Raw genomic sequence first — 16,933 nt, 5'->3', positions numbered from 1 at the left:
GCTCATATCAGACAGCACGCTGATCTTCCGGTATAAGGTGGGGCGGCTCATGTTCATCTGCTTTGCCAGGAACTCCACATCCAGCATTTTATCATCCAGGTGTTTGCCAATGATCTGCTGTAAATTTCCCAGGAACTGCTCATCGGCCTTATTATACGCCATGCTTTTTATATGCGCCAGCGGTGAGCTTGCAAAATGGGCTTTCACTTTATTACGGTTGCTGAGCAGGCTGGCTATCTGCGCCTGCAAAAATTCGGGGGAGAAAGGTTTCTCCACATAAGCATCTGCACCTATTTCCAGGCCTTCTATCTTAGCCTGCAAAGTATTTTTGGCGGTAAGCAGTATCACGGGTATATGGCAGTACTCCACGTTGTTCTTGATATGGCTGCAAAGCTCAAAGCCATCCATATCCGGCATCATTACATCAGATACTACCAGCTGTATCACTTCGGTGTTCAATACTTCCAAAGCCTCTGTACCGCTGCCGGCGGTAAAAATGGCGTAATGTTCCTCGAGGTCGTCTTTCAGGAAAACCAGTATTTCTTCATTATCATCTACCAGCAGCAGCGTTGGGTGCATAGCGTACCTTTTTAAATTCAAATTCAACATCCTGGTGCACGGGTAACCGCAGCACAAATTTATTCTTTTCCGTTAGCTCCGGCAGCAGGGTACCGTGATGCAGGCTGGCTAAGGATCTTGCCAGGGCCAGTCCTATGCCGCTGCCCGGTTTGCCGGAGGAGCTTTTTAATCTTACAAAAGGTTCAAAGATCTTTTCTTTCCAGCTTTCGGGCACCAGCGGGCCATCATTTTCTATGATCAGCAGGAACCAGTTGTTTTCCGGCGCTTCCATGGTTAAGTGTATGCTTACCTGTGCTTCTCCGTATTTTAATGCATTATCAACGAGGTTGCCGGCTATTTTGCGGAAGGCTTCCACATCCAGGTAGGCAAACAAGGGTTTATCCGGCAGCTCAAGAACATAGCTGAAATGTTTTTCTTCTGCTATGGGAACAAAGGTTTCAAATATTTCCTTTGTAAGCGCCGATACATCGGTGCGTACAAAATTTAAGCGGTAACCTTCCTTTTCTGTTTGCCGGAAGTCCAGCAGCTGCTGGCTTAGTTCCACCAGCCGGTTGGTATTGCGCTCCATTGTTTTCAGGTATTTGAGCATATCCGGTAAGGCGGCCGCCTTTTTCAGCGCTTTTTCCAACGGCCCTTTAATAAGGGTGAGCGGGTTACGGATCTCATGCGCTACATTAGTGAAAAATTCGATCTTGGAACGGTAGATCTCTTTCTCTTTTTCATATTCCAGCAGCTCCATACGGCGGCGTGTTTTTTCCTTATTACGCCGGTGATAATTGCGCACCAGCAGCCATACGATCACGATGATCAATACCACATACAATGCAAATGCAAACGGGCTGGCCCAGAACGGCGGCAGCACTTCTATAAAAAGCAATGTTTCCTTGCCGTTCCACTGCCCGCTGTTATTGGCTGCTTTTAAGCGAAAGGTATATTTACCGGGCAGCAGCTCTGTAAAATACACCGTGCGGTTAGCGCTGTAGGTCCAGGCTTCCCGCAGCCCTTCCATTTTGTAGGCGTACTGTGTCATTTCAGGCGCCGTAAAGCTCAGCGCAGCAAAGTTGATGCTGAATGACGACTTGTTGTAAGGCAGGCGGATGGTATCGGTGAAAATGATAGACTGTTTCAGGATGCCATCCTTACCGCCAATTTCCAGCTCCCGGTTTGATACCTGGAAGCCTGTGAAATATACCGGCGGCTCATGATGGTTCTCCGCAAAGGAGGCGGGATTAAAACGGATCATGCCCTTTACACAGCCAAAGTACATATTACCGCTGCTGTCCTTGTAGGCCGAGCTATAATTAAACTGATCGCTCAGTAATCCATTAGCTTTCGTATATACCTTCAGGTTACCGGAGTGCGGGTTAAAACGTGCCAGCCCTTTAGAGGTGCTGATCCACAGCTCCTGCTTTTTCTCATCTTCCAGCACACAGTACATGAGATTACTGGGAAAGCCCTGCTGCGTGGTATAACATTTCCACTGCGGGCCTTTATGCTTATACTGATATAAGCCTTCTTCTGTAGTGATCCACAGATCCCCATGGCTGTCTTCCACCACCTGGTTAATACGGTTATTCTTTAAAAAAAGCTGGTAGCGGCCCGTTTGCGGATCCAGGCAATACAGGCCATCGCGGGAGGTGCCTGCCCAGACAAGTCCTTTACTATCCTGCAATACGGTAGTATAAAAATAGTTCAGCGGTAATCCATTAAAAGGCTCAAAGCCGCTCCTGTCAGGCAGCGCTTTGTAAATGCCTGCAGCTGTAGTTAACAGAACATCTCCACCGGGTGTACGGTAAATACTGTAAATAAAATTACTGTTGAAAGTATGGGGCGTGCCATCATCCACATAGTGTTTGATCACTTTGTTAGTACGGATGTTGAACAGATCCAGTCCACTTTCAAAGGTGCCTATCCATAAGGTATCGCCGGTAAGCAGCAGCCCATGCAGGTTGGTGTTGGAAATGGCCGTTGGTATGCCGGAAGGTTCAAAGCAGCTGAAGCGGTTGTTCTTTACATCCAGCTTATTCAGGCCCCGGTCTTCTGTGCCTATCCACAGGTTACCGTATTGGTCGGGATGAATTTCCCGTACGGCATTGCCCGTTAGTGAGTTTTCATTAGTGATGGGAAAGAATTTTTCAAAGTAGGTATAAGGCTCCGGGCAATAGTTCAATCCTCCGAAATAAGTACCTGCCCACATGCCGCCTTCTTTATCACGGCATAAGGTATACACGGCGTTATCTGATAAAGACCAGGGATTGTTATATTGTTTTTGCAGGTGATGGCTTTCGTTCGTTAACGCATCATACACATAGATGCCTGATTCAGTAGCGATCCAGTAGTGGTTTTTATCCTTGCCGATGATATCCCTAACAAACAGGGGGGTACCATCCGGGTTAGCGCGTACCAGGTCGGTGTAATCACCGGTAAGCGGATCAAACTTTTTGAAACCCTGCTTGGCAGTGCCTATCAGCAGAAAACCCTGGCCGGTATCATAGATCTTGTTAATGATCCTGGAAATGGGCTGCGGCGACTTGTTAAAAACATCATAAGCTGTAAAGCTGTTATCTGCTGCATTGTACTTTTCAATTTTGCTGTTGCGGGTAGGGATCCATACGGTGCCATCAACAGCGATGCATACAGCGCTGGCATCAAAATATTTTTGCGGGTCATATCTTTCCGCTTTGCCTGTTGCAGTATTATACTTCACCAAAGTAAAATCTGCTATGAACCAGATATTGCCTTTACCGTCTGCTTTAATATCACGTACTGCTGCCTGGCCGCTGGCTTCAAAATGGCTGAACTGTTCGGTGGCTGGGTTCATGCGGAACAGTCCTTTTTCTGTACCGGCCCATATCATGCCGCCGTATTCATATAAGGTATGAATGTAGTTGTTGCCTAAGGTTTTGGGTACAGCAGCATCCGGCCGGAATACCTTAAAGGAATAACCATCAAAACGGTTCAGACCATCCCGGGTGCCCAGCCATAAAAAACCCTTTGTATCCAGCAGGCTGCTGAGCACTGCATTATTGGATAAACCATTTTCAACCTGGTATGTTTTGAAATAGTACGATTGCCCCTTTGCACGATGACCGGCAATAGCGGCAATTATTAACAGCAACATGACGTGGCCCCAAAAGCGCATCTGGAATTGTTTGTACCCTGAATTAAAGATACAAAAGCTTTCAAGAGCATAAGTGAGAAAAAATGAACACTTTTTGAGACGTGGTGAACAGTCCTTCTCATTCAATTGCCGTTATTTTACTTTTAAACGAACGTTATGAAATTCTTCTACTCGGGAGGGGATCAGCTGCCATCACGTAAGGGCGGCCCACGTTATCCTTTATTTTTTTTGTTGTTCCATGTCATCTTTTTTAGTTCCAGGCTGCGGCCTTTATTTCTATTAGTGATAAGCCTGTTGTGCATACAGGCTGCGGTGTTTGCACAATCGCCCATAAGCGGAACGGTAAAGTCTTCCGAAGGGGAAATGCTGCCCGGTGCTACGGTGGTGGTGAAAGGCAAACAGGTATCGGCCAGCACCAACAACGAGGGTAAGTTCACTATCCAGGCAGCTGCGGGCGATGTGCTGGTAGTATCCTACATTGGGTATGCCAGTAAGGAAACGCCTGTGACCGGCGCAGCCGATTATACCATTACCTTACAAAGTACCAACATTGGTATGAATGAAGTAGTGGTGATCGGTTACCAGACCGTACGTAAAAAAGATCTTACCGGCGCCATTGCCCCGGTGAACATTAAGAACTCATCCAGCGTTACTGCTAATTCGGCGGTGGAATCTCTGCAGGGCCTTGTGCCCGGTGTTACGGTGCGCAATGGCGGCGCGCCAGGTCAAAATTCAGTGGTGGAAATAAGAGGGGTGGCCAGCTTCACCAACAGTACACCCTTGTATGTTATTGATGGGATGATAGCAGACGCAAACTCCACCATCAATACCAACGACATTGAATCCATGCAGGTGCTGAAAGATGCCTCTGCAGCCGCTATTTATGGCTCCCGGGCAGCGAACGGTGTAATTATCATCACCACCCGCAAAGGCCGCTCCGGGCCGGCAAAGGTGAGCTTCTCCGCTAAATACGGCGTGCAGGAACTACCCAAACGCTGGGATGTAATGGATGCAGGCCAGTACCTGAAAACGGCACAAACGCAGTACGCCAACTCCGGGCAAACACTGCCTCCCGGCGTTGCTGCGCAGCTGGCGAATAACACTATTAATACCGACTGGCAGGATGCTATTTACCGTACTGGTAATACGCAGGATTATAATATAGGCGTATCCGGTGGCGGCAGCAGCGGCAGTTATTTAATTTCCGGCAGCTACTTTAAGAACAAAGGCGTATTACAGGCCAATGATTTTGACAGGACCAGCCTGCGCATCAATACAGAAGCCAAAAAGGGAAGACTGACCGTAGGGGAGAACATGGTGCTTAGCTATACCAGCGGCCGGAATCCCATGGGCGGTATCAATGCTTTTTATGAAGCCCCGCAAATGCTGCCCATTATCAATGTGCAGAGCGATGCTTATAAATCCATTCCCAATAACCCCGGAGGCTGGGGTATAGGCACTACCGAAATACCTACCTATGCTAACAACTACCTGGCCGTAGCAGCATTGGATAAAGGTAATTTCAACTACTCCAAAATAGTAGGTAATGCCTATGTTGATTTTAAGATCGCTGACTGGTTGAGCTATCGCCTTAACGGCGGTTTGGAAGCCAGCTTTGATTTTGCAAAAGAAGTGCGGGATACCGGCATCTGGCGCTACGCCAACCAGCCGGCAGCTACTTTTGTAACAGAAGAAAGATCGCAGTTCACGAATATGCTGCTGGAACATACGCTGAACTTCAACAAAACTTTCAGCGCACATAATATAAATGGTGTGGTAGGTTATTCCTATCAGCAGGTAAAGCGGGAGTATACCAATGGCAGCCGTACAGGCTTGCAGCATATTGGCGGGCAACCCCTTTCCACCATTACATCCGGTTTGGGTATAGCCTCCGCCGGCAGCGGCGCTTCGGCCTTTTACCGCATACAGGGTTTTTTAGGCCGCTTAAATTATTCGTATAGTGATAAATACCTGGTGACCTTATCCGGCAGAATAGACCAGGATTCCAGGTTTGGACCGGATTACAGAACGGGCAATTTTTATGCTGCGGCTGCATCCTGGCGTATCAGCAAAGAGCCGTTCTTTCATGTGAACTGGGTATCTGACCTGAAGCTGCGCGCCTCTTACGGAGAGCTGGGTATTAGTAACGTATTGCAGGACCTGGGCGGTTCCTGGCCTACACTGGGTTTTCTTAACAGAAGCCCAAGAGCCGTGTATGGGATAGATCAAACGCCTGTTGGCGGTGCTTACCAGGCCAATATTAATAACCCGGACCTGCGCTGGGAAAAACGTAAAGAAACCAATATAGGCGTAGATGCATCTTTATTCAATGACAGGATAGCGGTAACGCTGGAAGCATACAACAACCTGTCAAAAGACGTGCTGGTGGATGTGCCTTTGGGGTATTATCTTGGCACTGCCGATTCAAAGATTATCTCCAATGCCGCCTCTATCCGCAACCGCGGTATAGAATTCAGCGTAACATACCGGCATAATGAAGGCCCCTTTAAATGGGATATAGGCGTTAATGGTACCACTATTCAAAACCGCGTTGTAGCGGTAGGTAACCAGGGCGCCGGTGTTGATTATGTAGATGTGCCCAATATTACTTTTGTACGGTCAAAGATCGGCCACCCCATGAGCTCCTGGTATATGTTAAAGGCAGAAGGCCTTTTCCAGAGCCAGGAAGAGATCAATAACTACAAGAACAAGAACGGCACGGTAATACAGCCGCAGGCTAAACCGGGCGATGTAAAATACCTGGATAATAACGGCGACGGGCAGATCAATAATGATGACCGTGTGCTGGTAGGCTCACCCTGGCCTAAGTTCCAGGGCGGTGCGCAGTTCAATGCCAGCTACAAACAATTCTCACTGAACCTGCAGGTAGTAGGTGTGTTTGGTTATAAGGTATATAACGATATCCGCCGCGTGCTGGATGGTTACCAGACCACCAACTTCCGCACAGACATAAACCCCTGGACGCCTACCAACACCAATACCAGCGATCCCAGGCTGGGTGTAGAGGTGGGAGATGCAGGCATTAGCTCCAACAATTATGCGAACAGTTCCCGCTGGCTTGAAAACGGTTCCTATGCAAGGATCCGCAACTTAGAGCTGGGTTATTCCCTGCCGGAAAGCCTGCTTAAAAAGGCCAACATAGCTAATGCAAGGGTATATGTGAGCGGACAAAACCTGCTGACCATTACCGGTTATAAAGGCCTGGATCCGGACGTAACAGGATCCGGAGTACAGCTCCGCGGCTTCGACAATGGCAACTGGCCGGCCAGCCGGATTATCTCATTTGGTGTACAGTGTGAATTTTAATCATCAGCAAACGAAAGTTATGAAAAATATATTCCTGGCTTCAGCTATAGCTACTACGTTATTAGCAGCCGGTTGCAAAAGTAAACTTGATATAGCCAATCCCAATGCACCTACTATTGACAACTACTGGAAAACAGCAAAGGATGCACAGGATGGCGTGAATACGCTGTACAGCACTTACCACCGTGTAGGGCTGTGCCGCAACCAGTTCTTCATCAGCATGGTGCGCACAGACGAAGGTTATAGCACCAGCCCAAATCCCACGCTGGTGAACAACTTTGACAGATTTATTATTACAGATTATAACCTGTGGGAAACGCGTACCGTTTGGCAGGATTGTTATATCGGCATTAACCGCGCCAACCAGGTGCTGGATAATGTGCCCTCAATAGAAATGGATGAAGCAACCAAACAGCAATTACTGGGTGAGGCCAAATTTATGCGTGCGCTGTTCTACTATAACCTTGCACAATGGTGGGGCAATGTACCCCTGCAGCTGAAAACCTCTTTGCCGGACGATCATCCTGCCACCTCCACCCAGGCGCAGGTATGGGCGCAGGTAGAAAAAGACCTTACAGAAGCAGCACCTGCACTGCCCATTGCCTATAATGATAGTAATAAGGGAAGGGCTACCCGCGGCGCAGCTTATGCGCTGCTGGGAAAAGCGTTTATGCAGGAGCGTAAGTACCAGGATGCTGCCAATGCTTTCCAATGGTTCTTTACAGGCGAAGGTAATGGGGTGTATTCATTAGTGGCCAATTACAGGGATAATTTTGTAATTACAAAGGAGAACAACACAGAATCTGTTTTTGAGTACCAGTTTGCCGTGAACCCGACAGATAATCATGATGATGATACCGATCCTAATAACCAGGACAGGCTGAACTACGGTACTTCCATACCCCCGTTCTTTGCGCCCCGCCCCATAGGCTTTACAGACGGGCAGGCCCGCAGGTGGGTAGTGCATGAATTCTTAACAGAGCGCACAATAACCAATCAGCGTGATCCCCGCCTGGCCGCATCTTTCATTTATGATTCTACGGATGAAAGAGGACCGGATTATACCCTGGTATATGGTAAAACATTTTCTTCACTGGGTTATTCCAGCGATCCTTCTGCAGTACCTAATACGCATGACGTATATTTCCGGAAATTGCTGAATGATTTTACCGATAATGGAGAATCATTTCACTCCGGTAATAATTACCGCTACATTCGCTTTGCAGATGTGCTGCTGTTATATGCCGAAGCATTGAATGCACTAAGCCGCTCTGCTGAAGCCTATAAATATGTGGATATGGTAAGGGAGCGGGCCGGTCTGCAAAAGCTGTCTGTTGTAAAACCCGGTTTAAGCGGCACTGCTTTCTTAGCACAGCTGAAACATGAACGTATTACAGAGCTATCCGGTGAAGGCCACCGTTGGGAAGACCTTGCCCGCTGGGGCGATCTGGGCCCGCAGCTGGCGCAGCGCGATGCCGGCTTTGCCAACTTCCAGATAGGCAAACATGAGCTGCTGCCCATACCGCAGCAGGATCTAGATGTTAATCCAAACCTTCAACAAAACCCTGGGTGGAAATAAAATAAAAACTGAATTATGATCAACCGTCTTTTATGTTTAGTGTTATTCATGTTTGCAAGCTCCTGTTCAAGAAGCAATGGAACGGACAGCACCAATAAGCCGGATACTACCGGCGCTACTTTTACCAATCCTTTATTAAGCAGCGGGCCCGATCCCTGGGTAATATCTAAAGATGGTAAGTACTATTATACAAATACGCTGGGCAACCGCATCGGGTTGATCGCTACAACCAAAATGTCGGAGCTGGGCAAGCAGCCTATGAACACCGTATGGACGGCGCCAACCAGCGGTTCGTATTCCCGCGAGATATGGGCGCCGGAGCTGCATTACCTGCGAGGCAAATGGTATGTTTATTTTGCAGCAGATGATGGTAATAACGACCATCATCGTATGTATGTAATTGAGAATGCCAGCGCAGACCCTACGCAGGGTAACTGGACCTTTAAGGGAAAGGTAGCAGATGCTACCGATAAGTGGGCCATTGATGGTTCTGTGTTTGAATATAACAACCAGCTGTACATGATATGGTCTGGCTGGGAAGGTGATGTGAATACCCAGCAGCTGATCTATATTGCCCCTATGAGCGATCCCTGGACCATTAGCGGTGCAAGGGTTATGCTCTCCGCGCCTACTTATGATTGGGAGAAAAAAGGCGCCGGCGGTGGGCTGCCCCAGGTGAATGAAGGACCGGAAATATTGAAAAATGCAGCAGGCCGCATATTCCTTACTTACTCTGCCAGCGGTTGCTGGACCGATGATTATGCGCTGGGGCTGCTGACCTTAAAGGAAGGCGGCAACCCGCTGAATGCGGCAGACTGGCAAAAGAGCGCCACGCCTGTTTTTACAAAGAGCGAGAGCGCCGGCGCTTTTGGGCCGGGACACAATGGGTTCTTTAAATCCATTGATCAAAAAGAAGACTGGATCATTTACCATGCAAACCCGCTGTCAGGGCAGGGTTGTGGTGGTAACAGAAGTCCGCGTATGCAGCCATTTACCTGGAAGGCAGATGGCACACCGGATTTCGGCACGCCGGTTAATATAGGAAAGGCTATTAAAGTACCCTCCGGGGAGTAATAAGCGAAGCACAAGGGACCTTAAGCGGCTGCTCGTATGGGCAGCCGTTTTTTTTGTGATACAGGTGTGCCTTTGATTTTCTTACTTTTATAATATGAAAAAACATCCCCATCCGGATAAAAAATTCTTTGACCAGCAGGCGCAGAACCAGTTCAATGTACAGCAATATGCCTCTTCAGGCTCGCTGGAAGCCACGCCTTATAACCGGCGGGATTTTTATAAGATCTGGGTGCTGATCGGGAAAAGTATCCTGCATTACGCAGACCGGAGTATTGAGATCAACCAGCCGGCGCTGATCTTCACGAACCCATTGGTGCCTTATTCCCTGGAAAGCAAGGTGGCGGCACGTAAGGGATATTCCTGCATTTTCACAGAAGCATTCCTGAAAGCAGGCGGGCGTATAGAGCACCTGCAGCAGTCCACGCTTTTTAAAACGGGCAGCGATAAGGTGTTTTTCCTGGATAAGCCGCAGCTGGCTGCTGTAAACAGGATCTATGAGGATATGATGACGGAGCTGGCAACAGACTATGTTTATAAGTATGATGTGATCCGCAATTATGTGAACCTGCTGATCCATATATCCCTGAAAATGCAGCCGGCACTTAGCTCTGCACCCCATGCAAATGCAGCCAGCCGTATTGCTGCCATGTTCATGGAGCTGCTGGAAAGACAGTTTCCCATCAGCTCACCGGACCGGGAGCTGAAGCTGAAAAAGGCCAATGATTTTGCAAAAAGCCTTTCCGTGCATGTGAACCATTTGAACCATGCGGTAAAGGAAGTGACCGGCAAATCTACCAGTATCCTGATCTCCGAACGCATTACCCATGAAGCCCAGGCCTTATTGAAACATACGGACTGGAGCGTATCGGATATTGCCTTTAGCCTGGGTTTTGAATACCCTACCTACTTCAACAATTTTTTCAAGAAAAATACCGGTGTTACCCCTTTATCTCTTCGCCGCTGATGCTTTGATTTTTATAGTTTTTACTTTGAAAGGCGTTATTTCCGCCTGGCAGGTACCGCTAATTTTGTAGCATAAAATCTTACAAACATGCGATACAATTTGTTAGGTAATACCGGGCTGAAAGTTTCGGAGCTTTGCCTGGGAACCATGACCTTTGGCGGCACCGGCCGTTTTGCTCCTATTGGCAACCTGGGGCAGGAAAGTGTGGATGGACTGATGAGAACAGCCATTGATGCAGGCGTTAATTTTATAGATACCGCCAATGTATATTCATTCGGGCAATCGGAAGAACTCACGGGACAGGCTATACGTAATATAGGCGTTAACCGCGACGAGCTGGTGATCGCTACCAAGGTATTCCGCCCTATGGGGCCTGGTCCCAATAACCAGGGACTGAGCCGTAAGCACATTATGCAGCAGGCAGATGCCAGCCTTAAAAGACTGCAAACAGATTATATTGATCTTTACCAGATCCATGCATTTGATCCGCTTACACCGCTGGAAGAAACGCTGGATGTGCTGAACGACCTGGTGCGCAGCGGCAAGGTGCGGTATATAGGCGCCAGCAACCTGTTTGCCTGGCAGCTGATGAAATCATTATGCTATTCACAGCATAACCACCTGGCTAAATTTGTAAGCCTGCAGGCGTATTACAGCATTGCCAGCCGGGAAATGGAGCGGGAGCTGATACCCCTGTTAAATGATCAGCAGGTGGGCCTGATGGTGTGGAGCCCCCTGGCCGGCGGCTTACTAAGCGGTAAGTACAAACGCGGGCAGGCCCCGGAAGAAGGCCGCCTGGCAGGCTTTGATATTATTCAGCTGAATAAGGAAAAGGCATTTGATATCCTGGATGTGCTGCATCCTATGGCGGAAGCAAAAGGTGCTACGGTTGCGCAGCTTTCCCTGGCCTGGCTGCTGCACCAGCGTGCTGTTAGCAGTGTGATCATTGGCGCTAATAAACCTGCGCAGCTCACAGATAACCTGGCAGCGGTGAATGTACAATTCACGCCGGAAGAGCTACAGCAATTGGATAAGGTAAGCCAGCTTACGAAAGAATATCCTGCCTGGGTGCTGGAGAATGTAGCGGCGGATCGTGTAGGGCAGGGGTGAGTGTAAGCAGGGGATGAAAGAATGTAAAATCATAAATGTAAAATTTAAAATGTAAAAGTAAAATGCCGCGAAACCGTGCAGGTTTATGTTCGCGGCATTCACTTTTACATTTATCCCGTTCATAAAGTCTTTTAACGGTCTCTATGAACCTCCTTTGTCGGTTTATGATTTAAAATTTTACATTTTACATTCTTTTACAGCTCCTTCATCAGCTCCTGCTTTTTAAGCTTGTACTCTTCTTCATCCAGCAGTCCTTCATCAAACTATTCCTTCAGCGCTTTGAGCCGGTCTTTAACAGAGGGCGCGCTGGCAGCAGGTTGTGGCGCCGGCTGGTTCATGTTCAATGCAGTGATCACATGCGCAGCCTGCCCGCCTTCATTCTTGGCGGCTTCGCGCATGGCCATCATTTTCTGCAGGGTTTCAAAAGGTACGCCTGCCAGCTGTGCGGCCTTTACATCGGCCTGCACATCAGAAATGCCGCCGATCCTTTTATTGGTTTCTTCATCAAAGGCGGCGCCTTCTATGCGAAAATCCAGCAGGGTAAATCCAAATTCCTCAAACTCCTTCACCGTTTTCTCTGCCGCATCTGCTGCTATCTTTTCAAGATTGCTGTCAACTTCCGCGTAGGAGAATTTTGCATTGGCCAGGTATTGGCCAATGGGTTGCGAGATCCTGGAAAGCAGCAGCTCCTGCAGGTCGTATGCATAATACACTGACTTAGCTGCTACAATGCGTGTGAAGAATTCTGCTGCCTGAACGATCTTAATAGAAAAGTTACCATAAGCGCGCAGGTTCACGGGGAAGCTATATACAGGATCATTATACGTAATAGGAATGCGGGTGCCCCAGCGGATGTTCACAATTTCCGCGGTCCGGTAAAACCAAAGCCCCGTTTTATGCTCACTCTCAAAAAAGTTCAGGAACTTTTTAAGCGTGGTAATAAAAGGTTTGTTATCTGTTTCCAGGTTGTATATACCCGGTTCAGAGAAGGCGCCTTCTATTTTACCTTCATACGTGAAAATGCAGCCCTGCCCGGGCTGTATGATCAGCTTAGAGGCATTCCTGAGCTCATCATTCCGGTCTGTGAATTTCCTGAAGATCTCCCATTCCTGTGGATCATCCCAGGTTATAACGGAGCGGAACTGATTCTTGGTAGCATCCAATAAACCCATATCAGAAATTTATATCTCCTGCGAGATCGGTTTTGTGATCCTGGTAATATGCTTCAAAATGATTGCTCCATTTATCCTGTATCTGCTGAAAGTACTGGAATTTTTCTGCATAATCCGGTTGTGTATGATCCAGCAGGTTGTTCTGGTAATTCATGTAATGCATATTCAGCGCACCCCATTTACCCAGGTCAATACCGTAGCTTTCCAGCACGGTTACGGGGTCTACGCCATGGCTGGCAGCAACGGACTGATGCCAGAATATTTTCTGGTAAGCATCGTAATCCGGCGCCAGGTGCAGCAGGTCAGCGGCATTGGATGCGGTGGTTTCCCCGGCAAAGCGGCCGGCTTTGGGGTTGGCAAACAGCTCACCGTACTTGGTGGCGTAGTTTATGTCTTCCGTCATCAGCTCTCCCAGGCGTACATTCCATTTGTCTACCGTTTCGTCCCAAACGGGTTTTTCCAGCTGCAGGACCTGTAACAGCTTTTCTTCCGGCATGCCTTGTGCCAGGTTGCCGCAGGCGGCTGCATACTCTTCAAATGATACTCCGTTGATTGTTTCCATTGTTCTTATTTTAAAGTGTGAGGTTTACCTTTTTTTCAATATCCTGCTCACGGGTTTCAGCGGTGTGGGGCATGAGCTTAATGCGTTCATCAAAATATTTTTCACAATAAGCGCGTACGGCTTTTGCATATGCATCGCCGCCGTTCTTCCTTGCCTGCAGCATAGCTTTATACTCCGGCAGGGCGTACAAAGCGGCCAGGTTATCCACTACGTTCCAGCCAATGGTGGCATACTTTGTTTCCGGCTCAAAAGTGTTTACCGCGCTGCAATAATTACAGGTAATATAATGCGCCCTGAAAAGATCTTTCTTTACCTGCAGGGGTGCATTACACTGGGTACAAAAAAAATCGCGGTTGATCAGCTCAATGGCATGATCATAATATTTCTGTGAAAGCTTGCCTTCCGTAATATGCAGCCACAGCGCTATCCGTTCCTGCATATCGTCATTGGCACGGTGCGCCTTGTGCGATTCATCTATCCAGTAATAGCCATCTCCGTCTGCCTTCATCAGAGGTTCTACCTGTTGCCGCCAGGTGTCATCAATTTTACGGATAACTGATTCATCTATCTGCGACCGTATAGCCATTAGCGTACGGAAAGAGGTATAATAGTCATAATTATTCTCTTCCAGGCTTTCCAGCACGGCCTGTTCGCCCTGTGCCAGGGATTCTTCAAAGCGTTTATCTATATTCCGGAGAAAGGTGTCCCATCGCGCTATCAGCTGTTCTTTCATATCAGGGTTTGCCTGGTTTTATGGTCAGTTCTATATTCATGAATTTGAACCCGCAGTAAGCGCAGGCGCCTATATTGGTGTTAACCGGCCTGGGGGCGGCACATTGCGGGCAGGTAATGGTTTGTAACGCAGCCTCGTCTTTTGTATTATCCCATTTTTTGGCGGTTTCCTTTGATGTGTTTGAGATCTTCTTAAATGGATTACTCATATTCCCTCTGCTTTTAATAGGGGGTGGTTAAAAAACGGGTTCAAGTTACAAAAGTTGTGCTAAAAAAGCGAATCATGATCAGGATCACTAACAATACGCTGAGTATTAACAAAAAAATATTATACCGCCGGCAAACAAAACGGCTGCCCATGGGGACAGCCGCTTCTTTCATAATCATCGTTCGCCGTTATTGATTTACCTTGAATTTTTCTGAAGCGCCGGCCGTGCTGTGGTTGCAGGTCATGGCCTGTGTGCCGTTCTCGCTGGAAATATACAGGCCGTTATTGCCTTTCAGGGAAATGGTGCCGTCTGTATTATTGATCCACTCAAACTGCTCCCAGGGACCAATAGCAGTACGGTTACAGTTTATGGGCTGCTGGCCGTTCTCGGAAGAAACATATTTGCCCTGGGTGAACAGGGCTACTTTTCCGCCGCCGGCATCCATAATGGTGAATTGTTCCCAGCCCTGTGCTGTAGCACGGTTACAGTTCATAGGCTGCTGGCCATTCTCACTGCTTACATAATTATTGTTGGAACCTTTCAGCGTAATGGTTTCGCCAATAGGCACGGGGTTGGGATTATTATTGTTACCCGGTGTCTGGATCACTTTCTGAATGGTGCCATCTGCATTATAGAACAGCTTATCTGCACAAATAGATCTTGTCCAGTCGTTATGGGAGATGGAGCTGTTATGGTAAAATGCATACCACTGGCCTTTGTATTCTACAATAGATCCGTGATTGGTATAACTATCCGTAGGGTCAATATATACGCCTCTGGAGGTCCAGGGCCCCAACGGGCTGGTGCTGGTGGCATATTGCAGCCGGTTATGCTGGCCGTTTACGTCATGGTTATCGGCATACGACAAATAATAAACGCCATTACGTTTATGCACCCACGTAGCTTCATGAAAATCTGTAAGGCCCTGCATGGTTTGCATGGCGCCGTCAATTTCCATCATATTCGCTTTCAGCTTGCCGCCTTTACAAACATTACCGCCGCCATAATAGAAATAAGCCTGCCCGTCATCATCCACAAACACGCAGGGATCAATAAGCGGTTCCAGGCCCTGGATGTAACCCTGCACTACAAAGTTGCTGGCAGGGCTGGTGCTGGTGGCTACGCCTATTTTCCAGCTGCTGCCCCAATCCGTTGCGCTGGGGTGAGGGAAATAAAAATAGTAGGTGCCATTTTTATAAGCACAGTCGGGCGCCCACATAAAGCCCCCTTCCGGCCGGCCCCAGGGTACCTGGCTGGCGCGCAGGATCTCTCCATGGTCTGTCCAGTGGATCATATCGTCTGTTGAAAATACATGATACTGGTCCATCAGGTCACAGCCGCGGGGCGGGTCAATGTCGTGGGAGGGATATACGTATAAACGCCCGTCTGCCCATACATGCGCTGATGGATCAGCCGTGTAAATGGACCTGACAAAAGGGTTTTCAGCCATATCCGCCACAGCGGTTTTGGCTGAAGTTTTTAATTCGCCGGAAACGGTTTTGTTGTCATTGTTGGTAAATTGCTTGGTACAGCTGCAGCATAGCATTAATAGTGCTGCAATCACAGGTTTGCATAGGTTTTTCATACGGTTCTATTGGGTTAATTGATACAACCAAGTTAGTGATTTTGCTGTATTGTGATTGTCAAAAAACAGCGCGCAGTATAATTGCTTAATAGTCAATGGTGCTTACTCCTATTAATATCCGGTTACAGCCCACATTTACAGGGTTTCATCACAATTCATAAAAGCATTTTCAGAATTGCTTTATTCTTGTTTAAAAGCATTACACATGTTTACCCATAAAACATTCCTTATTGTTATTGCCACTTTCTTTATTGCTGCTGTTTCGCATGCACAAAAGAATATTACAGTAGGTACCAGAGATACCGTTTATTCCAACACCTTACATGAAAACCGGCAGATCTGGGTGCATGCGCCGGAAAACAATTCACCGGATGGCATCTATGTACAGCAGCGTTGCCCCGTAATTTATGTGCTGGATGGCGATGATCATTTTAAGGCAGTGGTGGCGATGGCAGAGCGGCTAAGCCAGGGAGGCCCCAACATTATGTTGCCTCCTGTAATAGTGGTGGGAATACTGAATACAGACCGTAACCGCGATCTTACGCCTACCCATGTAACGGCTGCTGCAATGATGGATAGTGAATCTGTTGCACGCTCCGGCGGTGGGGATAAATTTATTTCCTTCCTGGAAAAGGAGCTGATACCACACATCGATTCATTGTACCCAACGGCTCCCTACCGCTTATTAATGGGCCATTCGCTGGGAGGGTTGATGACCATTCATACCCTGCTTAATCACACCATCGCATTCAACGCTTACGTTGCTATTGATCCCAGTGTAATGTGGGATGATCAGAAGCTGGTAAAACAGGCGCAGTCAACGCTTGGGAAAAACAGTTTTGCCGGCAGATCCTTATACCTGGCAGTGGCCAATAATATAGATAACGGAATGGCGCCAACAACGGATACAACGATGCTC

The 16,933-nt window shown here is 47.9% G+C and carries 13 protein-coding genes; 6 read left to right on the top strand and 7 right to left on the bottom strand.

The window, feature by feature from the left end:
- Both VIM87_RS18150 and VIM87_RS18145 read right to left on the bottom strand, forming a co-directional pair.
- Nucleotides 1-579, bottom strand: a 579-nt coding sequence (locus VIM87_RS18150; RefSeq protein ID WP_331998368.1) for a response regulator, incomplete at its 3' end; no start/stop codon positions are given.
- A complete protein-coding gene (locus VIM87_RS18145) occupies nt 551-3,721 on the bottom strand; it encodes a ligand-binding sensor domain-containing protein (RefSeq protein ID WP_331998367.1) in 3,171 nt (1,056 codons plus the stop codon). The genes VIM87_RS18145 and VIM87_RS18150, both read right to left, overlap by 29 nt.
- Nucleotides 3,722-3,856: 135 nt before the next feature.
- Between VIM87_RS18145 and VIM87_RS18140 the strand changes: the two genes are divergently transcribed.
- From VIM87_RS18140 to VIM87_RS18120, 5 genes are all read left to right on the top strand, one after another.
- Nucleotides 3,857-7,027 carry a TonB-dependent receptor gene (locus VIM87_RS18140; RefSeq protein ID WP_331998366.1) on the top strand — a complete coding sequence of 1,057 codons (3,171 nt, stop codon included), beginning with the start codon at nt 3,857-3,859 and terminating at the stop codon, nt 7,025-7,027.
- A gap of 19 nt (nt 7,028-7,046) precedes the next feature.
- Entirely contained in the window at nt 7,047-8,606 is a 1,560-nt protein-coding gene (locus tag VIM87_RS18135) for a RagB/SusD family nutrient uptake outer membrane protein (protein WP_331998365.1), read from the top strand.
- Between the two features lie 15 nt (nt 8,607-8,621).
- Nucleotides 8,622-9,680 carry a glycoside hydrolase family 43 protein gene (locus tag VIM87_RS18130; RefSeq protein WP_331998364.1) on the top strand — a complete coding sequence of 353 codons (1,059 nt, stop codon included), beginning with the start codon at nt 8,622-8,624 and terminating at the stop codon, nt 9,678-9,680.
- Nucleotides 9,681-9,774: 94 nt separating this feature from the next.
- Nucleotides 9,775-10,644, top strand: coding sequence for a helix-turn-helix domain-containing protein (locus tag VIM87_RS18125; RefSeq protein ID WP_331998363.1), 870 nt, complete (start codon nt 9,775-9,777; stop codon nt 10,642-10,644).
- 87 nt (nt 10,645-10,731) lie between these two features.
- Nucleotides 10,732-11,754 (top strand): aldo/keto reductase, encoded by a 1,023-nt coding sequence (locus tag VIM87_RS18120; RefSeq protein ID WP_331998362.1) that lies wholly within the window; start codon nt 10,732-10,734, stop codon nt 11,752-11,754.
- Nucleotides 11,755-12,017: 263 nt separating this feature from the next.
- Here the strand turns inward: VIM87_RS18120 and VIM87_RS18115 are convergent, their stop codons facing one another.
- From VIM87_RS18115 to VIM87_RS18095, 5 genes are all read right to left on the bottom strand, one after another.
- On the bottom strand, nt 12,018-12,926 hold the full coding sequence (locus VIM87_RS18115) for an SPFH domain-containing protein (RefSeq protein WP_331998361.1): 909 nt from the start codon (nt 12,924-12,926) through the stop codon (nt 12,018-12,020).
- 1 nt (nt 12,927) lies between these two features.
- Nucleotides 12,928-13,488, bottom strand: coding sequence for a DUF6620 family protein (locus tag VIM87_RS18110; protein ID WP_331998360.1), 561 nt, complete (start codon nt 13,486-13,488; stop codon nt 12,928-12,930).
- Between the two features lie 10 nt (nt 13,489-13,498).
- The gene (locus VIM87_RS18105) at nt 13,499-14,221 is read right to left on the bottom strand and encodes a hypothetical protein (protein ID WP_331998359.1); all 723 of its coding nucleotides are present in this window, start codon (nt 14,219-14,221) and stop codon (nt 13,499-13,501) included.
- Nucleotide 14,222: 1 nt separating this feature from the next.
- Nucleotides 14,223-14,429 (bottom strand): hypothetical protein, encoded by a 207-nt coding sequence (locus VIM87_RS18100; RefSeq protein ID WP_331998358.1) that lies wholly within the window; start codon nt 14,427-14,429, stop codon nt 14,223-14,225.
- 187 nt (nt 14,430-14,616) lie between these two features.
- Nucleotides 14,617-16,014, bottom strand: a complete 1,398-nt coding sequence (locus tag VIM87_RS18095; protein WP_331998357.1) for a family 43 glycosylhydrolase — start codon at nt 16,012-16,014, stop codon at nt 14,617-14,619.
- A 205-nt stretch (nt 16,015-16,219) separates the two neighbouring features.
- On the opposite strand from VIM87_RS18095, the gene VIM87_RS18090 reads away from it, so the two are divergent.
- Nucleotides 16,220-16,933, top strand: a 714-nt coding sequence (locus VIM87_RS18090) for an alpha/beta hydrolase (protein ID WP_331998356.1), incomplete at its 3' end; no start/stop codon positions are given.

The sequence above is a fragment of the Chitinophaga sp. genome, assembly GCF_036569125.1.
In the GTDB taxonomy this organism is placed as follows: Bacteria; Bacteroidota; Bacteroidia; order Chitinophagales; family Chitinophagaceae; genus Chitinophaga.
Note: the sequence above shows the minus strand (reverse complement) of the source record. Positions and strands in the feature narration are given on the sequence as shown.